The sequence below is a fragment of the Pseudoalteromonas sp. Of7M-16 genome (genome assembly GCF_022347805.1).
Classification (GTDB): Bacteria; Pseudomonadota; Gammaproteobacteria; order Enterobacterales; family Alteromonadaceae; genus Pseudoalteromonas; species Pseudoalteromonas luteoviolacea_F.
The window spans coordinates 1-22,656 of the sequence record NZ_JAKRFY010000031.1 but is presented as its reverse complement, the minus strand read 5'-3'; the positions used below and the strand labels follow the sequence as shown (position 1 = coordinate 22,656).

Genomic DNA, 22,656 nt, shown 5'->3' with positions numbered 1-22,656 from the left:
CCAATTTGGTTACCAGTGCACCACCATACGCAGCGTTACCACTTCCTGCCAATTAGCCACTAACTGCGGCGCTGCCTCAAGGGGAGATTCAGTATTCACGACACCATCGTGCCATTGGTGAGAAAGCGTTGTGTGTAAGTTTTCCGACCAATGATACTGAACATAACACTCTGCCATACGTGTTATCCTTGAGACATTGTCTCGCGATTGGTTTGATAGGTAGCTCAGCCCGGATGCAAAAACAAAGTCATGATATTGATACTGTGCAACCGCGCTGGCGAAGAGGCTTTTGTCACTTTCGAAGTTGTCTTCGGTATGCTCGTAGCTGATACTTTGGCTCAGGCGCCCGTGCAGTTTAAACGCACCTCGTTGCGTGTACCAAGCACCATAGGTACCGTATCTTTTAGTATCACTATTGTGCCAACTGCCTAAGGTAAGCAAGATGCCATTGGCCAGCTTCTTTTGCCCTTCCAATGCTATGAATACGCCTTCTGAGCCATCAATTTGAGCGAATGTGTCGGCATAGTTACCCTGATTATCAGCCAACCCCTTAGCGTTTGACAGCAGGGCACGCCACTGCCAGTCACCCTTGGGGATGGTGCCTTGATAACGTATCGCAGGCGCATAATCCGGAAAGTCGATAGAGGGATTGTTGACAAATCCAGCAGCGAGAAATTGACCAACCTCATCGTTGGCTATCTCATTGGTATCCAACAACATGCTTACTTCGGCCAGCCCGACCATCACCTCGCGGTGCTGTTCAGCAAAACGATACCGCCAGTACAAAGATGACAATTGGGTCCTACTGGTTTCATCACTATCTAACGTCGTCCCCGCGTCTTCATTGGTATTCTCAAGCCATGCAGATACCCCATCAGCAGGTTGGTTTCGATTGTGTTCCAGCCATAAAAAGACACTGTGTTGGTCCTGATGTATGGTTGTTTCCAAATCGATTGAGTACAGAGTTTCACTGTCGACGTCAATGTTTTCACTGCCCTCAGAAACAAACTTCTGAGTGGGCAGTACCTGTTCGCTCAGCAACGCAGAGCCTTCAAATTCGACTTGGCGTTGCTGCGCATGTGCGGTATGCCAAACCATGCTAAACACAACCAACACGATCCCCAGTTTGCTGCCTACTATCGTCACTTTAATCACCCATATTGTTAGCCTCTATTTTGTGGTTACAAACTAACAGTGGCTGTCACCTGATACTGAGCCAAAGTAACGCAATACCATGGTAAACGCCGGATACAAGATTAATGAATCTCACCTAGGTGTATGTTTTTATGACGGACTTTGATAAGGTAAACGTATAAAATTTCACCACATCTACGCCAAAGTAAACAAGGAATGGAAATGATACGCTTAGTAATGCTGTTAATTGGATTATGCTGCTTACCCGTCTGGGCTGCCCAGCCTAACGTCAACCTCATGCCCTATCCAAGCAGCATTCAATTCGGTTCAGGCTCCTTAGATACCACTTCCCCACTGCGTGTGTATTTGCCAAATCTTGCGCCATCGCAATCCCACTACCTCAAACAACAGTTACGAAATACGTTTGAAAATGTTCGCTTTAGTGAATCAATTTTAAGGGCAAATATTATTTTTGATGTCACGGACTCTACACCAATACATCCCAGCCTACATCAAGATGAAAGCTATCAATTAAACATCTCACCCTCTCAGATCAGAATCAAGGCAGCAAACTATTGGGGACTGAATTATGGGCTACAAACTTTAAGACAGCTGGCATATCAATATCCAAACCAACTACCCTCCTTGCACATAGACGATCAACCTCGATTTGCTTGGCGAGGCCTGATGATAGACAGCGCACGTCACTTTATTCCTATCAACGCCATCAAACGTCAATTGGATGGTATGGTGTCCGCCAAGCTCAATGTTTTACACTGGCACCTGACAGACGATCAGGGCTGGCGCTTTGCCAGTCAACACTACCCCAAATTGCAGCAACATGCTGCTGATGGTCAATATTATACCCACAAAGACATGGCTGATATCGTGGCATATGCGGCGCAGCGAGGGATCCGCGTAGTCCCCGAAATAGACTTACCTGGTCATGCGTCTGCACTCGCGGTTGCCTACCCAGAATTGATGGCACATCCCGGCCCGTACAAAATGGAAAGAGGTTGGGGTGTATTTAAGCCTTTACTCGACCCGAGCAACCCTGAGGTATACACCTTCATAAAACACATCATTTCTGAACTGGCTGCCACTTTTCCCGATCCCTATGTGCACATTGGTGGGGACGAAGTAAAACCGGATCATTGGCGCGACAGTCAAGCTGTGCAGGAATATATGCAACTGCACACACTCTCCTCACCGGCGCAGCTACACAATCATTTTAACCTTAAAGTGCAATCCTTACTCAGCGTGCACAATAAAGTGCTGATGGGGTGGGATGAAATATTTCAACCCGAGCTCAACAAGTCTGTAGTGATCCAATCTTGGCGCGGATTCGACTCACTCACCCAACTCACCAATGCCGGCCATATGGGCGTTTTATCGGCAGGCTTTTACGTCGATCAACCCCAGTATACCAGCTACCATTATCGCAACGACCCGCTGCCTCAAAAGCGCATCACACTTGAGCACACAGCCTCAATGCAACAGGGGCAAGCTTGGCAGTTTTCAATTACTCGACTAAAGGGCAGCCCTGTCACGGGACATTTTGTCTTATCACCTGATAAACGTGCAAAATACCTCGGCTACATTGTAATAGATGGTAGAAAAGTCATTGAGATTGAAGGCCTTGAAGAGTCTACACAGATGATACGATTTAATATCGACACCTGGATGGGCCCGCTGCGTATCAGCCTAACAAAAAACCAGCCTTCACAAAGCCAATTATTAGTGGGCAATACCCCGTATACACACCAAATACGCCCCTTATCTCAAGTGCCCAAGCTAGCTCCCTCCAACTTTGCCAGTGCGCCTATGGACAGCGCAAAAACGCGAGTTTTAGGCGCTGAGGCAACCATTTGGGGCGAGCTCGTTATGCCGTACAATCTCGATTTGCGGCTCTGGCCGAGACTGTTTGCCATCGCCGAACGCCTATGGTCCCCTGTTAATCAGCAAAGCGAAACCAGTATGTATCAGCGTTTGGCAAAGTTAGACAAATTTGCCACTCACCGCCTTGGACTAAAACACCAATCTCAGCACTTACATGGACTTGCCACACTTAGTGGCCAAGGCGATATTGACGCACTCAAACGTTTTAGCCAGTTGATCGAACAAGCACAATATTACACTCGACATCATGTTAAGTATCAAAATGGACAATACCACCAGCAAGCACCGCTGGATGCACTAGTCGATTTTTTACCAGCTGAAAGCAGCTACTTGCGCCAATGGCACATTCGTCTAGCGTCGCAAGATAAAACTGCACTTTATGCAAAGTTAATGGCGCAGTATCAACTTTGGCTAAACGACATTCCTAAGCTCAAAAGCACTTTTTCACAATCGAGTAAACTTGCCGAGCAACATGCCTTGCTCAGCCAGCATCAAAGTAGTCTTGAACTCGGGATCCGAGTCATTCAATACTGTACGGGTGCAACGCAAATAGTCGATCTACATGCCCTCCGAGCGCAGATCTGGCAGCACACTCTGCGTCATGGAGAATTGATCTTAGCTGTCAATCACTTGACCGAAGCAATTTTGGATGGCTGCATCACACAAGATGAGCAGCCAAAACAGAGTAAGAATGTGGGTTAGATCTGGCGATTAAGAGTGAGCTGAGTGGAAAATTGTGTGCCCTGCAGATGGGATACGCTGACATGCAACAGCCATTGCTGCTCACCCAACTGCTTTGACCAAGCTAACGTATTATCACTGCTCACAGCTTGCCAGCCGGCGTTTTTCATTTGTTGGTCAAGCCAGCTCGATAAGCGAGATGGCTGCTTTACACCGACATCAAAAACATGACCTTGAAACCAGTTTTGCTCATCGCCATAGTGAAACGTTTTTGCCATTAAGGTCACTCCAGTAGGAAGCGTATCGAACTCAGGAAGAACGCGATCTGCCATTTTACCTCTGATATAACCGCCACTTGGCACCCAATCGTATTCAATTTTTGCCGCCACAGTGCGCGCAGAGCGCATCCCATTGACTTTCGCAACTAAGGATAACGCACCGTCAATACCCGAAGATAGCCCAGCTGTCGTCAGTACTTTACCATTGTCGGTAAACTTTTTATCCCTTGCTAGTTTCACCGCTGGATATTGCCTTGCAAAACTATCAAATGCTTTTTCTATGGTCGTCGCATACAACCCATCGAGCAGACCGGTATTGGCGAGAATAAACGCGCCATTACACACTGACATAACATAATGCGCGGACTGACTTTGCGCCATAATCCAGTTTTGAATCACGGGATCTTCGATTAAACGGCCATTAATACTGCCTCCTGGGATCAAAACAGCGTCAAACTTCATCGCAGGCTCGAGGCGCTGATCCGGCGTCACTTTTAAGCCCATGGCAGTCGTGATCTCGGCGCCGTCTTTACTTACCGTGGTCAGGCGAAAACCTGCCTGACCAAACACTTCAACAGGACCTACAAAGTCGATGGCTTGAGCCCCATCAAACAATAAAATACCGACATGAAACGCATCGGGATCCGTAGAATGCGCGTTTACCTTCATACAACACAAACACATCAACCACATCATTATTCTTTTTTTCATTACTTAGCCTCTAAGGTAAAATTTTCTCTAAATTGCGTCGGGTTGACGCTATATGCTTGGGTAAACTTTCGCGACAATAGCGGGGGCGATCCAAACCCCGTCATAACACTGATCTGCGCAACCGATAAGTTTGTTGTGCACAGCAAGTTTTTCGCTTTTTCCAGTCGAACTTGCTGTACAAAGCGCATTGGAGAAAGCCCCATTTTGTCGGTGAATATACGGCGAAAATGCCGAGGGCTCAGGGACGCTTGCTCCGCCAAGAGCTCTACCGAGAGCGGTTTATCTATGTTGTCTTGAATAAAATCGATGGCACCTTGAAAACGCTGAGACAAGGTTTGTTGTGCGCTGAGTAAACTGGAATACTGACGCTGATCGCCACTGCGCCTTATATACATCACCATATATTGCGCCACTTGTTGCGCCATCGCGGCGCCGTGATCTTGCGCAATGATACTAAGTGATAAATCAATACCAGCCGTTAGTCCTCCAGAAGAATACACTTCTTCACTTTGCACAAATAACTTCTCTGACTCTACGGTGACATGCGGAAATTGGGTCGCCAATTGTTCCGTAAAATTCCAGTGGGTAGACAAAGTCAATGTACGCTCAGGAAACAGCGCCGCAACAATAAAAGCCCCGGTGCAGATGCTCACAATACGTTTGCTGCTTGCTGCAACTCGTTGCAGATGCGCCATTACACTTGGGTTATGTATGACTTTTTGACAGCCTCGGCCACCAATAATAACCAACATGTCGAGTGCATCACACTGCGCTATCGTGTCATCGGCTAATGTCTGCAAACCACTTTCGGAGCGCACAGGCAAGGCATCAGCAGACAGTGTCATCAATTTGTAAGCTTCACGGGGCGCGAGCAGCTCATTCACCGTCGCAAACGCATCGAGTGGCCCAGCCAAATCTACTGTTTGAAATTCGTCATAAATGAAAAAACCAACTACTTGTGACATAAAATACCTCCTAAGCCATGAGCATAGCTTATTGCTTAGATGTCCTTAAGGACTTTGAGATATCTAAAAAGGACAAGTATTTACTTGTTCAGATCCAGTTGCCGCGTATCGGCGGTGTATATCATCTTGGTGTTTAAACACACTATTACAGCTAACAAAGCAGTTGATCTTGATTGCCAAATCGCGCTAATTGTCTGGCAATTTGTTACATTTTCACATAAAAACAGCGCCCAAAAAGTAAACAGAGCTTTACATGATTATTGGTTCCAATTAGCCACCCCTCAACAAAAGACGCTATATTTCAATAGACTATAAAAAATAACAGCCAACTTATTGAAATCATTTCAATCACATTTTTTATACATTTTGCAACATTTAGTTGTATCTTAAATTTTGTCTAACAAGTGAACAACATAGGTACAACATGAAAGGAACAACACACTCAATCAAACGCGCAGTGCGACACACCTTGCTGGCCGCAACGGTCGTGGCCAGCTTACCAGCACTGGCTTTGGACGATGTCACACCTAATATTGTCGGCGGCATGCCTGCAAATACGGCAGACTGGCCATTTTATACTCAAATTCTGAGATCAAATGGCACCACTGCATTTTGTGGTGGTAGTTATATTGGTGACGGCTATGTATTGACTGCGGCGCACTGTGTTCGCAACCGTACAGCAAGCGAGTTAAACGTTAAAGTCGCAGGGTTTATTCTTGGCGGCAATGACGGTGACCGCATCGCCGTTGAGCAGATCCATATGCACCCAAACTACAATAACCAAACCTTGCATAACGATATTGCAGTTTTAAAACTCACCCGAGTGCCAACACAAGGCGCTAGCGTTACGCTCGCTCAATCATCAATTGACTATTATGCGCGTGAAGGCGATTTACTTTCAGTTGCAGGGTTAGGTCGTTTGCAAGAAGGTGGCACTCGCCCTACCAACCTCTATGAAGTAGATGTGCCTCTGGTGTCTGATGCTGTTTGTCGTCAAACAGGTGGACACTATAGCAATGTCGGTGCAACTGAATTTTGTGCAGGTTACCCGCAAGGCCAAAAGGATTCATGTAGCGGTGACAGTGGCGGTCCTATCGTCATTCAATCAGGTGGTCAGACCGTTCAGCTTGGTATTGTGAGCTGGGGTGTCGGCTGTGCGCGTCCAGACAATTATGGTGTATATGCAGATGTAGCCGTATTTGATCAGTGGATAGAGTCTGTGAAATCAGGCACAGCACCGGTTCAAGTTGGCTACCAAGAGCAAACTACACTGGCTGATTTTGTTGTTGGCGATACTGTCCGTCATACATTTACAATCACTAATACAGGCAGCCCAACCTTCACCTTTAATCAGCTCAACGTAGCTGCGCTTGGTGTGGCCAGTAACTTAGTAACTACTGTGGATAACTGCTCGGCTAGTACACTAACACAAAATCAAAACTGTAAAGTCAGTGTTGAATTCAGTGCCGCCAAGCCTGGGCTTGCGCAGACCACACTGACTTTTAAAGTAGATGGCAGTACAACAACTTATGTTGCACGTGTTTTTGCAACGGCGACCGACGGTTCAAATGTGTGTGAAGGTACTTGGGATGCGGGTACTGTGTATGTCAGACCCAACCGCGTGACCTATCGAGGTTCTGAATATGAAGCTCGCTATTGGACTCGTGGTGATATTCCAAGTGAGTCAGGTCTGTATGGCCCTTGGAAGTTGATTGGCAACGATCCAACATGTGTAAAGTAAACAATTAAACATCATGACAAACAAAGCCGTGCATCTGGGTGCACGGCTTTTTTCACATCTTAAAATCTAAAACTGGCAAACAAATTGCCAACTGCCATCACTGCCTGGTACCGAACGCGTCCACCAATTTGCCTGATAGACAGCTTGTTGATATCGAACTCGCTGATCAGCTGCTGCGTGATCACCATTAGGCCAATTGGGGTGCGCAACATATTGGCTTGGATCTACTTGAATATCAGCACATTGTGTTGGCTTGTCTGGACCACCCGTACCATCACACTGATAACTCGGCGCCAGTCCTTGGGCAACTTCCCACTTTGCCGTCAATAAAGATGTGGCTCCTTGACTGTCATGGGAGAGTTCCCAATTCATAATGCCACCAGCCTGATCGAGCGCCAACTGGGTTTTTGCTCGTATGGTCGGAATGCCGTTGTAATAAGATGTCCCATCGCTATCACGACAGGCATTGGCGGAGTCTTGTGCAACCAAAGTGCGGTAAGCCTGCCAAGTTGGACGAGAGTAAAAGGGCACACCCAAGACGGTTTTTTCTTTACTCAGCCCTCTACCTTGCCAATATGCAATTGAGTCGAGCGCATATTGAAAACTGGCATGATCGGCATTGTTTGCGTCATATGCCATCAAATTGAGAAAATCGACATCTTGGAATACAGACTCCAATACCCCACCGCCAGTGTACCCAAGCGCAACAACAGCCGCAGTTAAAAACTTACCTTTTGCCTTGAGCTCAACATTGAGTTCTTTCATTAACAGTGCAAAGTTCGTTGCTGAACTGCCTGGATCAGGATATTCCCAGTCCATGTCCACCCCGTCTAGCTGATGGAGTTCAACAAACGCCATCAGGTTGCGAATAAATGTCGCGCGGCCTTGAGCTGTGCTCGCAAAGGTTTCAAATGCGCTGTCATCACCACCATTCCAGCCACCAACGGCAATACCCACTTTAACACCCGACGCATGCGCTGCACTCACCAATTGCTGCATTTTGGCGAGGTTTTCTAACGGCTGTAACGAACCGTCTGCATTGGGTAATAAAAATGAATAATTGATATGGGTGAGCTTATCAAATTGAATGTCCGCTACCTGCCCTTGCCAGCTGGGGAAGTAGCCCACGATTTTAAACCCACTTGGCGGCACAATCACATCATCTGCCACCACGGTGATGGTGCGGTTACCAGAACTCGCACGCCCACCGACCTCATCAACGACTTCAGCTGAAACCGTGTGCTCCCCGAGCCCACTCGCCGTCCAAGTTACCTCATATGGTGCAACATCATCTGTCGCTATCACGGCTCCGTCCACACGAAAATCAACATACTTGATCGGGACGTCCATCGGGTGAGAAGCCGTTGCTTTTATGGTTACTGGAGATGCAATAATATGACGACTTTGGTCCAACGGCGCGTCGAGTGCAACAATCGGCAAAGGCGTGCCAATTGGGTCGCAGCTCCCTTCTTTACGCCACACATTTTCTGGTTCAGAGTACAGAGCTGGATCCTGATTTTGTGTCCACCATTTTGCAGTATACTTTGCGGTTAAATGCTGAACTTCCATCCCTCCTGTATACACTTGGTTTGGCTGCCAGTCATTTAATTGCGTACAGTCCAATGCCAAAGTCGGTGCACTGAGCATACCCAGTGCAGCCATGACTGCTAATCTTGTTGTTTTCATACCTTTATTTCCATGTTGTTAGCCAGCGTGTGACGGCGAGCTTTGGCTGGCTGTTATCCAATTGTAAACCCGCCCATGCCCAGACTAACAAACTGTACAAAAATCACCCACAACATATCACTCTATAAACTTGAAAGATTGTAATGTTTACTTTCTTTCAAAGCAGATCAGGACACAGTCAGTGTACTTTCTCGCACCTTGTGGCCATCAATTGCCTTCAATTTACATTTCATACTCATCGGTTTAGTGCTAATTTGGCATTGATTTTTGCTTCGACATTTGCGCTCAATCAAATGCGATATTTTTCAGCTAATTTCAAGCCAAAGTTTGCCAACACCATTAAACCTATCAACCAGCGGTACCATTGCGGTAGGTGTGCTAGCAATGCAAACCCTTGCACAATGTACTCCGCTGCAAATGGAATAAACAGCAAGATGCAAGGCATCAGTAAAACAATGTGCAACCAATCTACTGCAGGAGTAGATTTGGCCTTTTCGAGGTGTGTTATTTTCGCGTTCACCTTGGCATTGCGAATACGCTTGTGGTTGTGTAGTGACTCAAGCGCAAAGTCATATAACAGAGAGAGAAACCGGCTTTGCATTATGTGTTGCTCCTTACATCAAACTCCTTGCTGAATTCCAATGGTCATAGCGATAAACAATTAAACAACGCTTCGTGTTCAGCATTAAAAATCTTTACTAGTGTACGCTGCTACTCGCTCCTAAAATCGGGTAATACACAGAGAAAATCGGTGAATCTGCGTACTTTTACGATTGCCAAATGATTGCAAAATGAGCGATTTCATACCAAATTAGCGCACTATAACGAACGGTTACCCAATATTGAACAAGGAGAAATCAATATGAATAAATCACTTATTAAACCGCTGTTGTTGCTATGGAGCCTGTCAATCTTATTGGTCACGCACGGCACACTCGCCAATAACCAATCAGGCAATATCAAGGTATTTTCATTATCTGTATTTTCGCCAGACGAAATTGCCCCCATCGATGCCAAGCCTGTTGAAGTGGGTGAGGGCTATCGTTATCGCTATAACCCTGAATCACATAACTTCGATCCACAACAAACTCAACGTGAAATCGTCTTTGAATTTGCTGCCGAGCTAGATGAACGCTATGAATTTCGCTGGATCACAGCAGACCAACCGCAACATGTTAGCCTAGTTGATAAACAAAGTGACAAAATAACGGTGGCGTTAGATGATGGAGAGGTCGCACCGCTGACCTATTTCGAGGTGTGGGTCTATGACACACAAACTGGTGAGGTATTTATGTGCGATCCAGTTATTGTCATTCGCCGACCAAAGTAAAATCCAGAATTTCGGCGACAGCATTTAATCAGGCGAGGACTGTTGCTTCCTATATTGTTCTACAAGATTTTGAATTGAAGGTCGAAGAGCAACAATGGCTTGATCTATGTATCGCCTTTGAGCTGGCGTGAATTTATCTTTGCGCAATAGAAAGTGTACTTCGTTGTCATGTACAGGATAGGCCCAAATATAAATGGGCTTATTGCTGTATTTTTGAGTGAGGTAGTTACCGACAATCTCATCTTCAATAATAAAGTCGACACGCTCTTTTGCCAGCAGTTCTATACGCCTTTGGATAGTTGAAATACCGATAAATTGATTGCCAAAACGTTCATTGTTGGCAAGCGATTTGATCTCTTCACCATAATAAGAGCCAATGCTCAAGCCAATGGTGGTCTCAGCGCTGAGCAAAGCCCTCAAAGAGTATACAGAATCAGGGGGTTTTAAAGAAAACAGTCGCATCCGCTCGGTGCGATACGGCAGCGTAAACAGCCCCCACTGTTTGCGCTTAAAGGTGTAACTGACCATCAACACCACGTCGACGACCCCTTTAGTGAGCTGCGCAAAACTGCGAGCTGCGGAAGGAAGACGAACAAACTCAATGCAGATCCCAGCTTGCTTGAACACCATTTTGGCTATTTCAATATCTAGCCCTTCGGCGACGCCAGCCTCTGAAACGCTGGTCAATGGTGGCCACCCAGCAACCACACCGACTTTTGCCTCTGCCGAGCATAATGAAGATGTTACGGGCGCAGTAGGTTTTGAAGCAACCACCTGCCCACTGCTCACCAACATACCAAAAAGAGCAACACCAAATATATGCACAGCAACCTGCATTCCACATAAACATGTATTAAGTGTAGCCGCTAATTCACACCTTACTTATTCTCGCAACTTAGCAATAAAACAGCTTAACTTTGTTTGTTAAACACCAAACACTTCAACCCACCTTGTGGATCAATATCGTTAAACTCAATTGGGTTTTCAAGGCGCTCAACAAACGTCATGCTCGGTGCTTCACGATGCATTTCGTCAATTAAAAACTGGCTCTGTACAGCCGGGTCATTCACACATGCTAAAACCGTTGCACCTGAGTTAAGCAGTTCTGGTAGGCGGCGCAAAATACGCTGGTAATCTTTGGTTAGTGCAAAACTGCCTTTTTGAAACGTGGGGGGATCTATGATGACCAAATCGTAGGGACCCATTTTGCGAAGCTTTCCCCACGATTTAAATAAGTCATGACCTAAAAAGGAGATATTCTCCAGGCTATGACCGTTTAACTGATGATTGCGCCGGCCTTGTTTTAACGCAGCTTTGGCCATATCAAGATTGACGACTTGCTTTGCACCACCTGCGATCGCAGCGACGGAAAATCCACAGGTATAGGCAAACAGGTTTAATACTTTTTTGTTGTCACTGTGCGCTTTAACCCACGCCCGGCCATTGCACATATCAAAAAACAAACCGCTATTTTGCTTTTTACCAAGCGACAGCTCAAACTTCAGTCCATTCTCCATCACTTCCAGTTGCTCTGAAAGCGTGCCATATAGCACTTCTACTGAGTTATCGGTGCGATATCTATGTTGAATAAAAATGCATGTCACAGCCTGCTGCGCCAAAGGCGTTTGCATAAACGCGTGCAGACAACCGCGCAATGCTGCCATCCATGCTTCATCGTGTTCTTTAAATACGGTACACATGATCTGACCTGACAGCCAATCAATGGTCAATTGTTCTAGTGATGGGTAACAACGTCCTCGGCCATGAAAAAGACGAGTAACTTCACTGGGCGGCACAGTTAAGTGTGAGAAAACCTGTTGTACAGGTGAAAAATCAAAATGCATAGCCAACATCGATAAATTAAAACAACAAAGTGTAATTGTACTCGACTGAGCTCGATTGCCAATCAGAAATGACCCCACGCTAAAATAGAAACCACATAATTAACATCTATTTACAATATGGATAAGTTATTATAGATTACTCTTTGTGCAATGAAGCACGAAATAATTACACCTCATTTAGTTTATAAAATTAAAAATACTCACTGAGCTAAATTGAGAATCAAAAATAAAAAACAGGAATTTTAATCATGCAACTCAAACTATCGAAAAAGTCTGTTAAATCTCTTTCAGTACAACGTCCAATCGATGCAAAACAAACTCCACATATTGCAGGTGGAAATTTAGGTACTTGGACCTGTGCAGGTTCTAAACCTTGCCAAGATAAGTTCGAATAACAGCGTATCTGAACAAAAGGCGACAATATTCGCCTTTTGTTAATGTATATACTTTCTAAACCGCCACGCTCGTCTTTTCACACCAAAAGCTGAAAAACCAACTCTTCCACTTATTTTTGCTGTACACCAAGAGGTGGCACGCGTACCCTTGCGCTTTCATCATTTTTTGAAGCTGAGAGCAAGTCCATGAGTACAGCATTTTCCCGTCGCTTTGTGACCCTTGTTGAGCAATTTGCAGGCGGTAACAAGCGCCAGTTTGCCGAACTAACTGGCAAGTCACCATCCCATATTTACCGAATTTGCCAAGGGCTTGGCCGTCCTTCGATGACGTATCTTGAGCATCTATATAGCTTATTTTCAGTAGACTTAAACTGGTTACTTACAGGCGTACAAGCCGCTGATGCACCTGCTCAACATAGTCAAGACGACTTGCTAGTAGTGCCTAAACTTGATGTTGAAGCCAGTGCAGGATTCGGTGCTGTTAATGGTCAAGAAGATATCACCGAACAATTTGCACTCAACAAGCGTTGGCTACAGTCACAATTAGGTGTGCACAGTGAGCGCTTGGCTTTTGTGTCTGTGCGTGGTGACAGTATGCAGCCGACCTTAGAGCATGGTGACATGGTGCTGGTTGATTTAAGCCAACAGCAGCCCAGCAAGGCTGGCGTCTATATTATTCAAACTCAAGACGGATTGATGGCAAAAAGATTACAGCAAAAATCAGATCATATCGCTGTGATCAGTGACAACCAAGACTATCCCAGCTGGCAAATAAATTCACAAAACGCGGAGCAACACGGTGTTGCAGGCAGAATTGTGTGGTGCGGACGCAGCTTATAGGCAATGACCCTTAGGCAGCACCTTTGCTGCCTAGCCTCTCATTGAGCGCGAGATGATAGCTACGTATTGCCGTATCGACACTGTGCGCCTGATGAAAACCTAAGCGACATAGTAACGTTTGAGATTTCACATTCTCTACGTACACATTGGCAACGACTTTATTGATCCCTTGTTGCGCCATCTCCATGAATAACTGCTTAAGCGCCCAAGTCATCACGCCTCTCCCTCGGAAAGACTCCGTTAGCCAGTAACTGAGCTCGGCAATATCTGCTGAACCGATGTAACTGAGTCGGCCAAAAGCGAGCCCACCAATCAACCCAGCAGCCTTGTGGCGTATCGCATAACGGCATTGATGCTGACTGCCGCAACCCAATACGAAACGTCGAGCACAGCGAATATCACCCAACGCATCAATTCCTAAATTATGGCAAGTTTGTTCCGATACTTTGCATAAAGCGGCCTCAGCATCCTCACTGTAAATGGGAGTCAAACAAAAAGGCCAACTCTGTTGTAGCTCAACGTCACAGGCAGATGTATGTAAACCAAACCCACTATGCAAAGCCAGCGGAGACATCGCTACAACCATAAATCAACCAATGCGCGAAAGCTGGGAGAAAGAGCGTATAGGGTCAATAGAATCAACCACACAATCACCATCAAATCGAGTAAACGCATTGTATTATTCCCTCTAAATTATCTCTGGCGTTAACGCCACATATCGTGATTACCTATAGACTGGCCAGTATTGAATGCACTTAACTCATGCTGACACAACTGCCTTGATAACCAATCGCAATGATAGGCCGCCGCCTTGTTAAACTTAAACCACTCTGATTGTTTAAACCCGGTGATATCATGGATCCAGCCTCGTTCGCTCACAGCACCTGCTGCCAGCGCCAGATCCAAAAGGTGGGTTTCGCGCAATGAAATTCCGTGTAGGAACACACTATGCAATTCATCTTCAGGAATATTTTGAGCAACTAATCGAGCCCAGCTCTGCTCTATATCAATATTACCTGAGTGCAGTTTGGGCTTTTGCAAAAGCATCGCGACCTGACGAATTGCCCGTACGACATAAGCAGGCAGGTGGCTGTCATGCCAATTACCAATGTGCTTAAGCGGAATTCGTTTATACCAACAGTGTATTGCGTAACAACTGGCACGAAAGGCAGCGATGTAGGCGAGGCTTCGATCACGGCTACCTTGCCAAGTATTTTGATAGACATGTAATCGACAACCAAACAGCGGCAGTAAAAACCCCTTTATTTGGCTGTCGTAATGACTTTTATAAATCACATCATTGAGCATTTTCCGAGCCAATGCACTATCTACCGCCGAATTGAGTCTAGTTGGCACATTCCACTTGTCACCGCTGTGCTCATTGGGTGTTTCTTGATCTTGTTGCGCTTGCGGATCCGGGTGTGCAGCAACCTGAGGGGCATATAAATTGGCTTTTTTGGCCAAGCGCTGACTAAAATGCCTTTTAAACTCGCCTCCTTGCTGCCAATCAATATCGGTCAGCGGATTGTAATAACAACGTGTGATCAAGCCATTCTGGCACACCAATTTGGGCTTTTTCAGCACCATTAAATCCGTATTATGATACTGAGGTTGCGTAGCGATATCCCTCTTATCAGCATCCTCTGTCGTTTCTAGTAAGGCTGGCAATGATTGGAAGGCTAAATTGCAACAATACCTTCCCAATCGACTCTCATCATCGGCTGTCAGAACGGGAGTGAATCGGTAACCTTGATAATAAAGGGGAGCAGATATCTCTTGCCGTGTCTGGCGTGATGCCGCATGCGTAAAATATGCCAATGATTGCGCTTGTTGAGCAGGTAACCCCATGGTCAAGGCAGCTAAAAAGGTGCCGTAATAGTGAAAGGTCGGGTCCATAAAAAGGCACTCCTTTGATCAAACAACGCCCTTTCGACCAATCAATAAGCTTGATCAAAAGTGCGTATTTATTTAAGCGATTACTCTGTATCTTGGTGGGTTAGTGCGTGTGTTTGATTACCGAGGCTATGCAATGTCTCGACAAAACGGTTGAGTATCTGATCAGCAGCTTCTTGATCGATTGCTGGCTCACCAATATAAGCATCAATGTCATCTCTAATATGACCACCGATCAAATTGTCTTTAGAGCGCTGTGTCACAATGGCATTGATAGCTTGGCAAAAAGCTGAAGCTTCTGTTTTACAATAAATGCGATGCTGCTGGGCGATTTGCTCACCCTGCTCATATCGAGGCGCACTATAAGCGACTGTGTGCGGCTGGACTTTTGGGTCTCCGCCGACCAATGAATCACATGAAAATAAAACGAAATCTGTCGAGCGATGTTTATCCATGACGTCATTGCACATGGGTAAATCACCTTCAACCCCAAGGTTGTAATCACAAAATAGAATATCGACCCCTTTGAGCAAACTCGATACCATGGTGTTGAAACCCTGTTGTACTGACGGTGGGATCTCATCGCCTTCCGGTAACATACTAAATGCTCTAGAATGCACTGTGTATGCTTCTTTCCATTTTGCTAATAACTCAGGCGTATCTTTGCCATCTTTATCTTTGTACGCAATCTTGTAGCCATTATCGAATTTTTCTTCTACATCAAGTTGATCTGATAACAGCGCAATTTTACGTCCATCACTTGCAACGCACGAACGAAATACGAGGTTGGTCATACCATTCTGCTCCATAGTTTTGGTTATGTTGTTAGGCCTATCCTACTGGCCTCATCAAACGAAAAATTGGGCTAATCAGGTAAACACTGCTGCGAATGTATGAACTCCAATAACGAGGCTTCTAACAAAGGGTGCCAAGCCTGCTGAGCGGCCAAATATTCTAATTCCAACTTGTGTTGAAAAGCATTTGGCAACGAAAACAGCACCACTTGGCTAGATTGTTGCCAATCTATGTGACCATCTCTACAAACTGGGTAGGTGCGATTTTTCCCATTCCCCAGGTCCGATTCGTAGAGGTGAACAGCATTATTTTGATATTGCAGTAGCCATAAAGGCGCATTTGAACTTTGCGCATGGTCGCGATGTATCTGAGTAATTTCCGCTAGAGATCCACTTAGATACTGATGATAAGACACTGCCAATATGGGAAGAAGACGCTTCATCAGTTTTGCCAGACTGATATCACCATGTTGCAACTGCGTACAGCTGGATATGAATTGCCTTATGGTGATTTTTTGAACAGGCATTTGCTGGTAAGGTTTGCATATCTCAGCCAATCTATTCAGGGGTAAGCCTGCAACCCACTGCGCAAGAGCTACAGGGCTCTGATACCAACTCGCAAACTCATTTAACGTTAAACCTAGCACTTGCAAGTGCCCAGAGATCAGCTCAGCTATGTGTGACCGTGTCGTGTAACGATTTGTTTGATGACCACCAAAACGGGCTGGCAAATCTGTCAATTGTGGCGCTTTGACTCCTTGGCGTGTTTTAGGCGGATCAAATGTATTAAGTTGCGGCTGATTTAAAAAATAACTTTCATCACAATATGCGTCGTTGAATTGACCTAGTTTAGCAGTCATATCTTGCTCAACTGGTACAGAACACGCAATTATAGAATCTTGCCCTAGCCCACTCTTTTTCTCACCCTGCTTGTGCGGAATTTGCGCCACTTGAGCTTGCGCAGGTTCCTCAAGCAACTCAGGTGACGATTCAACAGGGGTCATTATCGCCACTTCGTCGGGTAAACCTTGCAGCATCACAGGCACTTGCTGTAAGTAAAAAATATAGGGGTTTTGTCCAGGTTCAAATAGCGCCAAGGGCGCTTCATCTAATATTTCATTATGTTGCTCATCAACTTGCAAAGAAGATGACTCGCGAGAGTCGCTATTCACTTTATCTAGCTCTGCTCCTAAATGCGCTATAGGCTCCGTTGTTGCCGATTCGGTAGCCCCGCCTTCAACAACCTCATTCGATACTTGCTTTTGTATTGCTTGGGGCTCTGCATGCGGTGCTTTTACCGTTAAGGGGTAGTAATAATTGTAGGGCTTAAATACTCGGACACGGCGCCAACGTATACGTTTTTTACCTTTACTCATCACCTATCTCCATTTTAAATAGTATGAGCTTAAAGGTATTGTGCTGTCGCTAATCGGTCTCTTCTCGTATTCTGTCAGTCATAACAACCATATTGATCACGGGTGCATCCTTGCACCCAAGCTTAAGAAAAAGCTTATACAGCCTTGGTGACGGTACCAATCAGTGTATTTACAAAGCCGTTGACCGCTTTTTGAATAGCAGCTTTACCGGCTATTTCAATACTGATTAATTCAGCCTCAATAACCAAGCTTTCCCTTTTCATTTCTTCGGCAAACTCTGTTTCACTGATCTCCCCTTGCAATAACGCATTGCTCAACTGTGTTAGGCTCTCCTGCTTTTGCGCGACAATTTTTGCGAGGCCATCAGCAATCTCTCCGCCTGACTCTCCTAACTCACCAGTTGCCTGACTAACTGCACTCTGTAACGTTGATGCTATATTGAGTCCCATTTAAATTCTCCTATGGTGCCTTACTTTTTTCGCCGCGGATCATTGCCAGCAATACCCGCTGGTATTCAGAGCGACGACGCTTGATAATAAAATCTGAAATACTGTTTTGATCTTGATGCGCTTTGCGCCCTTGCTGCCACAGTTGCAGCAGGATTTCCACTTGCTTTGTGGTCAGTTCGTTAAGTGCTCGTACCTTTTGACGCTGAAGCAATGCATTCACTTCTACTTCAATATTGAGATAGCTACTTGCATAGTGTGAATACTGCCTCTTTGGCACATCAACATGTTGCATATGTAGATAAAACCCATCTATTTTTTGCATGAGTTTCATCATTTGCTGTTGAGAAGCGCGATCGTAATCAGATACCAAGTTCAATGAGCAGCCCGAAGCCAAACTAAGGGCCAGTATCACTGCAATGGCGCTAATCATCTTGATGGTGGCTTTAAGCATCTCACCTCTCCTCATGCGCATTCATAATTTCATTTAGGTAATCAGCCAACAATTGCTGCACCTTGCTGTTGGGCATATTTGGCTCCAATGCCAGCCGGCTTTGAATGGCAACTATGCCTTGGCTCCACAACGTCAGTTGCTCCAGCTCTTGCTTTCTAAATTGATTTTCTAAATTTTGCTTAAGCACTTGTGGGTCATCTGGCACCGTAGGTGAAATAAAAGACTGTACGGTTTCAACAATGCGATCGAGAATTTTATAGACTAAGTTAGCGGAAAACCCACCGACCAAGGCCATGGTTATCCTAAGCGCAGCATGGCTAACAGGCGCACCACCAGTTTCACTCGATGCCGCATTTGCAACGGCATCCAAATTGACCGGGATCAGCTGAGTTAAAATAATCCCAGCGATTAAGCCGACCACAAACCTGACCCAATATGAGCTTTCAAACTTGGGATCATAAACCCCAGCGGTTACGTAACTATTCGCCTTAAATAAGGCTGCAAATGACGCCCCTATCGCGGCTGACGCCAACAGAATCGCTTGCACATACAATAACCGAGTGCCCTCCATATCAAACATGCTAGCGACCATATTTTCATTGTTAATATAACTAGACAAACTCAGTGCGATTAAAGCGACCAAAGATATGATCGCTACTAGCATCATTTTTCTGATCAGCGGCACTCGGCCTAAAAATAACAACCAACTTCCTTTTTTAGTTTCTTCAGACATTAACCAAATGGTTTCTGGTTTAGCGGGGGCAACTAAGTCTGTAAGGCGATTATGTACCTGAGTTAACACTTTGGCTTCTATCTTACTTTCATCCTGAGCATGCATCTGCTCCAACTTAACCATAATGGACTCTGGTACCTTAATACCTTTGTGAAAAGAAAATTCTGCCATTGCCTGACACTGTGAAAGCACAGTGCTAAACCCATGCTTGCTCACCTGTACTTGCGGATGTTCTTGAAACTCCGATTCCATTTTTTTCTCCTGTATCTAAGTCCACCAAACAGTACACAAAGCACATCAGCGATAATCGGGTTAAGTCATGACAAACAGTGACGAAAGCACGAAGTTTTCTTACACTCTTCCATGTTCGAGTAGTTAGCCATTGCCACTGCCCTGAGTTGATTTACCTTTTGAGCCGTCATTGGCAGCCATTGCACCGCGTAACTTGTCGATAATTTGGTCCATGATCGCAAATAGCACATCAACGTTGTAGCCCATTAAAAATGCCATTGCCATTGGCGACAAAGAGGCTAACCCAGAGAGCTCTTGAGGGTTTAAGAACCAACCGATGATCATTCCACCTAGCGCGCCTAATGTAAGCCGTAAACGGTAGCGGATCTCACTATCAGCAGTAAATGTGATGGCTCGGATCTCGCGCAGTAAATCTCGTAGGACAAAAATAAAAGCCCCTAACAATCCATACAACAAAGGCAGAACATACCCTTGTAATACTTCCAAAACAGATTGTGCAAACAGCATATTCTCAAATAACTGCAACCGTGCTGTTAGACGAGTTTGTGCCAAATTTAAATTGTCTAACGCATTCGCATCAGCCTGCGCACGCTCCAATCTACGTAGCTCTACATTGAGCTTTTCCTGACTGTATGGCGGAATCTCACTGCCAAAGCTGAATCCCATCAACCAGATACGGTTCCATACTTTCAATAAGTTATAATTTGCATCAAGGCGCTGCCCGACTTCTTCGTATTTACTTTGTATTTGCTTAAACTCTTTGCTGTTTGGCTCTTCGCTATCTAACTTGAGATGCCATTCATTACGAGATTCGTACAAGTCTTTTAAGTCATGTGCTAGAGCATGACCAAATAGGTAATAAACCTGGACAAACAGCAAGCAAATTAACGCCACCAATGTATAGCGACGATACCAAGCAACTGCTTTCTCAGCCTGACTCGGTTTGTCATTGTCACTGCGAGAGATAGCTCGAATGCTTTCCATTGATACAGGCGCTACCGCTTTGGCCAATTGATCATAACTGTGTAAAAAGTGAGCTTCATCTTGTGCGTTCCACTGCTTTTTTTGCAGTTTGTATTTTGCATCTATCATTACTTGCGCTAAATCAGGGTCTAGGCTGACCTGACCATCTTTGGCCATATAAGCAACCAATTGCTGACCATCTTGAATCACTTGAGCAATGTCCGACGAAACTTCAATCGTGTTCGTTTGTTTTTTATTTAGCATGATTATTTGGGGGGCCGTGCCCCCTTTATTTCACCAGTGATATTCACTGACGCACTGCTGGCGATAGTCATTTATCGCAGCGTGGCCACCTTGGTTGGACCATAATGCTTTACCGCTTTCAAAATTATGACCGCCCGTGCTTGGATGATATTGATTTGTATATATGCGAATAATACCTGCGGGTTTGAGTAGGGCACCGTCGTGAAAAGCAAATAGCTGCCCTTTTTCTCCGGTCAGCTGCCACCCGGTTAAATCGATAGTTGCACCGCCATTATTGGCAATTTCTACAAATTCATCCCCTTCTTTTTTTGCCTCTAGACCATCAAAATTGACTTGGCTTATTTGCACATCCTCATGCGCTGCATCGCCATATAACCAGGTAGAAATCACCGCGCCATCTTTGTCTTTTAATTCGGCCTTGTCCCCTTGGTTATTCCAAATAGGTGCTTTGCTTTCAAAACTGAGTGCACTGCCTGGATGAGTTTCAATTCGAAGTATCTCTTTTGGGTATATCAAGGTATCTTTAGCGAATGTGAAATCTTGACCTTTGTCTCCAGCATTTAAGCTCCACCCACTTAAATCAATGATCGCGGGCCCAATGTTTTTAATTTCTATATATTCATCGCGGTAGTTCAGCGCACTTATTTGTATTTGATGTGGCGCTAGCAACTCGTAGCATGTGTGCCACCAAATATGCATAACAGATAATTCGTGAGGTGCCTTACCACTTTGCTTCCAACTCTTTGCAGTGTCACTCACCATCTTTTCAATCCGTGGCCAACATACTTCCTCACCTTTAAGGGCGCTAAAGTGGCTACTGAGTTCTATAAGTGACATTTTACTAATTGCGTCCATTCTCTTTTCCTTAAGCAATATTTAAAAACTGTTTCGCGCGATTTAAAAATGCAGCCCTGTCGTCAAGACCATGGGTCCCGCCGTTGATGCGCTTAGTAATGGTCAATAAGTCATCTTGATCAGCGTATTGGTTGAGTTTTCGACTATCCCAGTAATAACAAGCTGTTTTCACTGTCAGCGTTGGATCTGCAACCACGAGCTCGGGATCGTTGACCAAATCTATTGCAAGTGCATCACCACAGCGATGATAATTGTCCTTACCTGTAAGCTGGATCAGTCCTCGACCGCGATACTTCCAGCCATCCCCCGATGTTTCATCACCATTGCCCATGCGATTGGCATAAACACGATTAGCTATTTTTTCTGGTTTACGCGCGTAGGCTTGCGCTTCCTCTTCAGTGGGAAAGTACTTGCCAAATATTGCTTTTAACGCCTTATCGCTATAGTTAAGGTTTTCGCTTTCATAACGAAAACAGCCACTTTCATGGGCTATTTGGGCAATAAAATGCGCTGCACGTAGGGGTGTATTAACTTCAAATTGCGGCAGTACTTCATTCAATGCATCAATATATTTTTCAATATCCTCAGCCTTCGCGCTAGGTACAATACCGACAAGTTGATCATGGGTAATTGAGAATGCCATGTGTTTTGCTCTTTGTTATATGAAGTAGCAATATCACGCAAGGTGAATATCGTGCAAAGTATTAATGACAATGAGCGAAGCGAATACGTTTACTTTGCGCAAGGTGAAATGAGCCATTTTGACCATTGCTAAGGCAATCACCTCTAAAACCAAACTACATCAAAAACCATGGATCCTGAAACGAGTTCAGGATGACATCGTGCAAAAGGCTACCGACAGTGAACGCAGTGAGCACGGTTCTTTTGCGCAAGGTGAAATGAGCCATTTTGACCATTGCTAAGGCTATCACCTCTAAAACCAAGCTACATCAAAAACCATGGATCCTGAAACGAGTTCAGGGTCTAAAGTGCAAAAGACTAACGACAGCAAACGCAGTGAGCACGCTTCTTTTGCGCAAGGTGAATATCGTGCAAAGTATTAATGACAATGAGCGAAGCGAATACGTTTACCTTGCGCAAGGTGAAGTGAGCCACTTTGAC

24 protein-coding genes are annotated in these 22,656 nt (G+C 45.2%); 7 read left to right on the top strand and 17 right to left on the bottom strand.

The features are described from left to right. Positions 1-9 precede the first annotated feature (9 nt). Entirely contained in the window at positions 10-1,146 is a 1,137-nt protein-coding gene (locus MHN81_RS23810; RefSeq protein ID WP_155250804.1) for a hypothetical protein, read from the bottom strand. Positions 1,147-1,356: 210 nt separating this feature from the next. Here MHN81_RS23810 and MHN81_RS23805 point away from each other — a divergent pair, with 210 nt between their 5' ends. Continuing rightward, positions 1,357-3,735 (top strand): family 20 glycosylhydrolase, encoded by a 2,379-nt coding sequence (locus MHN81_RS23805; RefSeq protein WP_239426938.1) that lies wholly within the window; start codon positions 1,357-1,359, stop codon positions 3,733-3,735. Here MHN81_RS23805 and MHN81_RS23800 read toward each other — a convergent pair. Then, a complete protein-coding gene (locus MHN81_RS23800) occupies positions 3,732-4,703 on the bottom strand; it encodes a DJ-1/PfpI family protein (RefSeq protein ID WP_239426937.1) in 972 nt (323 codons plus the stop codon). The genes MHN81_RS23805 and MHN81_RS23800 overlap by 4 nt on opposite strands. After that, positions 4,703-5,668: a GlxA family transcriptional regulator gene (locus MHN81_RS23795; RefSeq protein ID WP_239426936.1), complete on the bottom strand. Its 966-nt coding sequence runs from the start codon at positions 5,666-5,668 to the stop codon at positions 4,703-4,705. The genes MHN81_RS23800 and MHN81_RS23795 overlap by 1 nt, the downstream gene beginning before the upstream one ends. Positions 5,669-6,092: 424 nt before the next feature. On the opposite strand from MHN81_RS23795, the gene MHN81_RS23790 reads away from it, so the two are divergent. Beyond that, positions 6,093-7,409 carry a trypsin-like serine protease gene (locus MHN81_RS23790; RefSeq protein ID WP_239426935.1) on the top strand — a complete coding sequence of 439 codons (1,317 nt, stop codon included), beginning with the start codon at positions 6,093-6,095 and terminating at the stop codon, positions 7,407-7,409. Between the two features lie 66 nt (positions 7,410-7,475). Here the strand turns inward: MHN81_RS23790 and MHN81_RS23785 are convergent, their stop codons facing one another. Then, positions 7,476-9,095 carry a glycosyl hydrolase family 18 protein gene (locus MHN81_RS23785; RefSeq protein ID WP_239426934.1) on the bottom strand — a complete coding sequence of 540 codons (1,620 nt, stop codon included), beginning with the start codon at positions 9,093-9,095 and terminating at the stop codon, positions 7,476-7,478. A gap of 289 nt (positions 9,096-9,384) precedes the next feature. Further along, complete coding sequence (locus MHN81_RS23780; RefSeq protein ID WP_239426933.1) at positions 9,385-9,696, bottom strand: hypothetical protein; 312 nt, start codon at positions 9,694-9,696, stop codon at positions 9,385-9,387. 261 nt (positions 9,697-9,957) lie between these two features. Here MHN81_RS23780 and MHN81_RS23775 point away from each other — a divergent pair, with 261 nt between their 5' ends. Then, positions 9,958-10,425 (top strand): hypothetical protein, encoded by a 468-nt coding sequence (locus MHN81_RS23775; RefSeq protein WP_239426932.1) that lies wholly within the window; start codon positions 9,958-9,960, stop codon positions 10,423-10,425. A gap of 24 nt (positions 10,426-10,449) precedes the next feature. Here MHN81_RS23775 and MHN81_RS23770 read toward each other — a convergent pair whose 3' ends face one another. Both MHN81_RS23770 and MHN81_RS23765 read right to left on the bottom strand, forming a co-directional pair. After that, the gene (locus MHN81_RS23770; protein WP_239426931.1) at positions 10,450-11,250 is read right to left on the bottom strand and encodes a transporter substrate-binding domain-containing protein; all 801 of its coding nucleotides are present in this window, start codon (positions 11,248-11,250) and stop codon (positions 10,450-10,452) included. Between the two features lie 86 nt (positions 11,251-11,336). After that, on the bottom strand, positions 11,337-12,269 hold the full coding sequence (locus MHN81_RS23765; RefSeq protein WP_239426930.1) for a class I SAM-dependent methyltransferase: 933 nt from the start codon (positions 12,267-12,269) through the stop codon (positions 11,337-11,339). 248 nt (positions 12,270-12,517) lie between these two features. Here MHN81_RS23765 and MHN81_RS23760 point away from each other — a divergent pair, with 248 nt between their 5' ends. Both MHN81_RS23760 and MHN81_RS23755 read left to right on the top strand, forming a co-directional pair. Next, positions 12,518-12,664 (top strand): hypothetical protein, encoded by a 147-nt coding sequence (locus MHN81_RS23760; protein ID WP_023401206.1) that lies wholly within the window; start codon positions 12,518-12,520, stop codon positions 12,662-12,664. A 186-nt stretch (positions 12,665-12,850) separates the two neighbouring features. Continuing rightward, on the top strand, positions 12,851-13,504 hold the full coding sequence (locus tag MHN81_RS23755) for a S24 family peptidase (RefSeq protein ID WP_023401205.1): 654 nt from the start codon (positions 12,851-12,853) through the stop codon (positions 13,502-13,504). Between the two features lie 10 nt (positions 13,505-13,514). Here MHN81_RS23755 and MHN81_RS23750 read toward each other — a convergent pair whose 3' ends face one another. The 10 genes from MHN81_RS23750 to MHN81_RS23705 all read right to left on the bottom strand — a co-directional run bounded on the left by MHN81_RS23750 (position 13,515) and on the right by MHN81_RS23705 (position 22,177). Next, positions 13,515-14,090, bottom strand: coding sequence for a GNAT family N-acetyltransferase (locus MHN81_RS23750; protein WP_023401204.1), 576 nt, complete (start codon positions 14,088-14,090; stop codon positions 13,515-13,517). Between the two features lie 119 nt (positions 14,091-14,209). Beyond that, positions 14,210-15,400, bottom strand: a complete 1,191-nt coding sequence (locus tag MHN81_RS23745) for a hypothetical protein (RefSeq protein ID WP_239426929.1) — start codon at positions 15,398-15,400, stop codon at positions 14,210-14,212. An 80-nt stretch (positions 15,401-15,480) separates the two neighbouring features. Beyond that, positions 15,481-16,191, bottom strand: coding sequence for a hypothetical protein (locus tag MHN81_RS23740; protein WP_023401201.1), 711 nt, complete (start codon positions 16,189-16,191; stop codon positions 15,481-15,483). A 71-nt stretch (positions 16,192-16,262) separates the two neighbouring features. Next, positions 16,263-17,567, bottom strand: a complete 1,305-nt coding sequence (locus MHN81_RS23735; protein WP_239426928.1) for a hypothetical protein — start codon at positions 17,565-17,567, stop codon at positions 16,263-16,265. Positions 17,568-17,701: 134 nt separating this feature from the next. Beyond that, on the bottom strand, positions 17,702-18,016 hold the full coding sequence (locus MHN81_RS23730; RefSeq protein WP_023401199.1) for a hypothetical protein: 315 nt from the start codon (positions 18,014-18,016) through the stop codon (positions 17,702-17,704). A gap of 10 nt (positions 18,017-18,026) precedes the next feature. Beyond that, positions 18,027-18,467: a hypothetical protein gene (locus tag MHN81_RS23725; RefSeq protein ID WP_023401198.1), complete on the bottom strand. Its 441-nt coding sequence runs from the start codon at positions 18,465-18,467 to the stop codon at positions 18,027-18,029. Between the two features lies 1 nt (position 18,468). Continuing rightward, positions 18,469-19,452, bottom strand: a complete 984-nt coding sequence (locus MHN81_RS23720) for a hypothetical protein (protein ID WP_023401197.1) — start codon at positions 19,450-19,452, stop codon at positions 18,469-18,471. 123 nt (positions 19,453-19,575) lie between these two features. Further along, positions 19,576-20,679 (bottom strand): hypothetical protein, encoded by a 1,104-nt coding sequence (locus tag MHN81_RS23715; protein WP_239426927.1) that lies wholly within the window; start codon positions 20,677-20,679, stop codon positions 19,576-19,578. Between the two features lie 30 nt (positions 20,680-20,709). After that, complete coding sequence (locus MHN81_RS23710) at positions 20,710-21,534, bottom strand: lamin tail domain-containing protein (protein WP_239426926.1); 825 nt, start codon at positions 21,532-21,534, stop codon at positions 20,710-20,712. A 10-nt stretch (positions 21,535-21,544) separates the two neighbouring features. Further along, positions 21,545-22,177 carry a glycoside hydrolase family 19 protein gene (locus MHN81_RS23705; RefSeq protein WP_239426925.1) on the bottom strand — a complete coding sequence of 211 codons (633 nt, stop codon included), beginning with the start codon at positions 22,175-22,177 and terminating at the stop codon, positions 21,545-21,547. A gap of 118 nt (positions 22,178-22,295) precedes the next feature. On the opposite strand from MHN81_RS23705, the gene MHN81_RS23700 reads away from it, so the two are divergent. Further along, positions 22,296-22,457 carry a hypothetical protein gene (locus tag MHN81_RS23700; RefSeq protein ID WP_239426924.1) on the top strand — a complete coding sequence of 54 codons (162 nt, stop codon included), beginning with the start codon at positions 22,296-22,298 and terminating at the stop codon, positions 22,455-22,457. Next, positions 22,444-22,656: hypothetical protein (locus tag MHN81_RS23695; RefSeq protein WP_239426923.1), on the top strand; the 213-nt coding region annotated here is incomplete at its 3' end. The genes MHN81_RS23700 and MHN81_RS23695, both read left to right, overlap by 14 nt.

What these genes read in the sequence shown, in the direction of transcription:
- MHN81_RS23745 (WP_239426929.1), bottom strand. Translation starts at nt 15,400, where the DNA reads ATGGACCCGACCTTTCACTATTACGGCACCTTTTTAGCTGCCTTGACC.
- MHN81_RS23730 (WP_023401199.1), bottom strand. Translation starts at nt 18,016, where the DNA reads ATGGGACTCAATATAGCATCAACGTTACAGAGTGCAGTTAGTCAGGCA.
- MHN81_RS23705 (WP_239426925.1), bottom strand. Translation starts at nt 22,177, where the DNA reads ATGGCATTCTCAATTACCCATGATCAACTTGTCGGTATTGTACCTAGC.
- MHN81_RS23725 (WP_023401198.1), bottom strand. Translation starts at nt 18,467, where the DNA reads ATGCTTAAAGCCACCATCAAGATGATTAGCGCCATTGCAGTGATACTG.
- MHN81_RS23740 (WP_023401201.1), bottom strand. Translation starts at nt 16,191, where the DNA reads ATGACCAACCTCGTATTTCGTTCGTGCGTTGCAAGTGATGGACGTAAA.
- MHN81_RS23755 (WP_023401205.1), top strand. Translation starts at nt 12,851, where the DNA reads ATGAGTACAGCATTTTCCCGTCGCTTTGTGACCCTTGTTGAGCAATTT.
- MHN81_RS23715 (WP_239426927.1), bottom strand. Translation starts at nt 20,679, where the DNA reads ATGCTAAATAAAAAACAAACGAACACGATTGAAGTTTCGTCGGACATT.
- MHN81_RS23805 (WP_239426938.1), top strand. Translation starts at nt 1,357, where the DNA reads ATGATACGCTTAGTAATGCTGTTAATTGGATTATGCTGCTTACCCGTC.
- MHN81_RS23720 (WP_023401197.1), bottom strand. Translation starts at nt 19,452, where the DNA reads ATGGAATCGGAGTTTCAAGAACATCCGCAAGTACAGGTGAGCAAGCAT.
- MHN81_RS23790 (WP_239426935.1), top strand. Translation starts at nt 6,093, where the DNA reads ATGAAAGGAACAACACACTCAATCAAACGCGCAGTGCGACACACCTTG.
- MHN81_RS23710 (WP_239426926.1), bottom strand. Translation starts at nt 21,534, where the DNA reads ATGGACGCAATTAGTAAAATGTCACTTATAGAACTCAGTAGCCACTTT.
- MHN81_RS23765 (WP_239426930.1), bottom strand. Translation starts at nt 12,269, where the DNA reads ATGCATTTTGATTTTTCACCTGTACAACAGGTTTTCTCACACTTAACT.
- MHN81_RS23775 (WP_239426932.1), top strand. Translation starts at nt 9,958, where the DNA reads ATGAATAAATCACTTATTAAACCGCTGTTGTTGCTATGGAGCCTGTCA.
- MHN81_RS23795 (WP_239426936.1), bottom strand. Translation starts at nt 5,668, where the DNA reads ATGTCACAAGTAGTTGGTTTTTTCATTTATGACGAATTTCAAACAGTA.
- MHN81_RS23780 (WP_239426933.1), bottom strand. Translation starts at nt 9,696, where the DNA reads ATGCAAAGCCGGTTTCTCTCTCTGTTATATGACTTTGCGCTTGAGTCA.
- MHN81_RS23800 (WP_239426937.1), bottom strand. Translation starts at nt 4,703, where the DNA reads ATGAAAAAAAGAATAATGATGTGGTTGATGTGTTTGTGTTGTATGAAG.
- MHN81_RS23760 (WP_023401206.1), top strand. Translation starts at nt 12,518, where the DNA reads ATGCAACTCAAACTATCGAAAAAGTCTGTTAAATCTCTTTCAGTACAA.
- MHN81_RS23785 (WP_239426934.1), bottom strand. Translation starts at nt 9,095, where the DNA reads ATGAAAACAACAAGATTAGCAGTCATGGCTGCACTGGGTATGCTCAGT.
- MHN81_RS23750 (WP_023401204.1), bottom strand. Translation starts at nt 14,090, where the DNA reads ATGGTTGTAGCGATGTCTCCGCTGGCTTTGCATAGTGGGTTTGGTTTA.
- MHN81_RS23735 (WP_239426928.1), bottom strand. Translation starts at nt 17,567, where the DNA reads ATGAGTAAAGGTAAAAAACGTATACGTTGGCGCCGTGTCCGAGTATTT.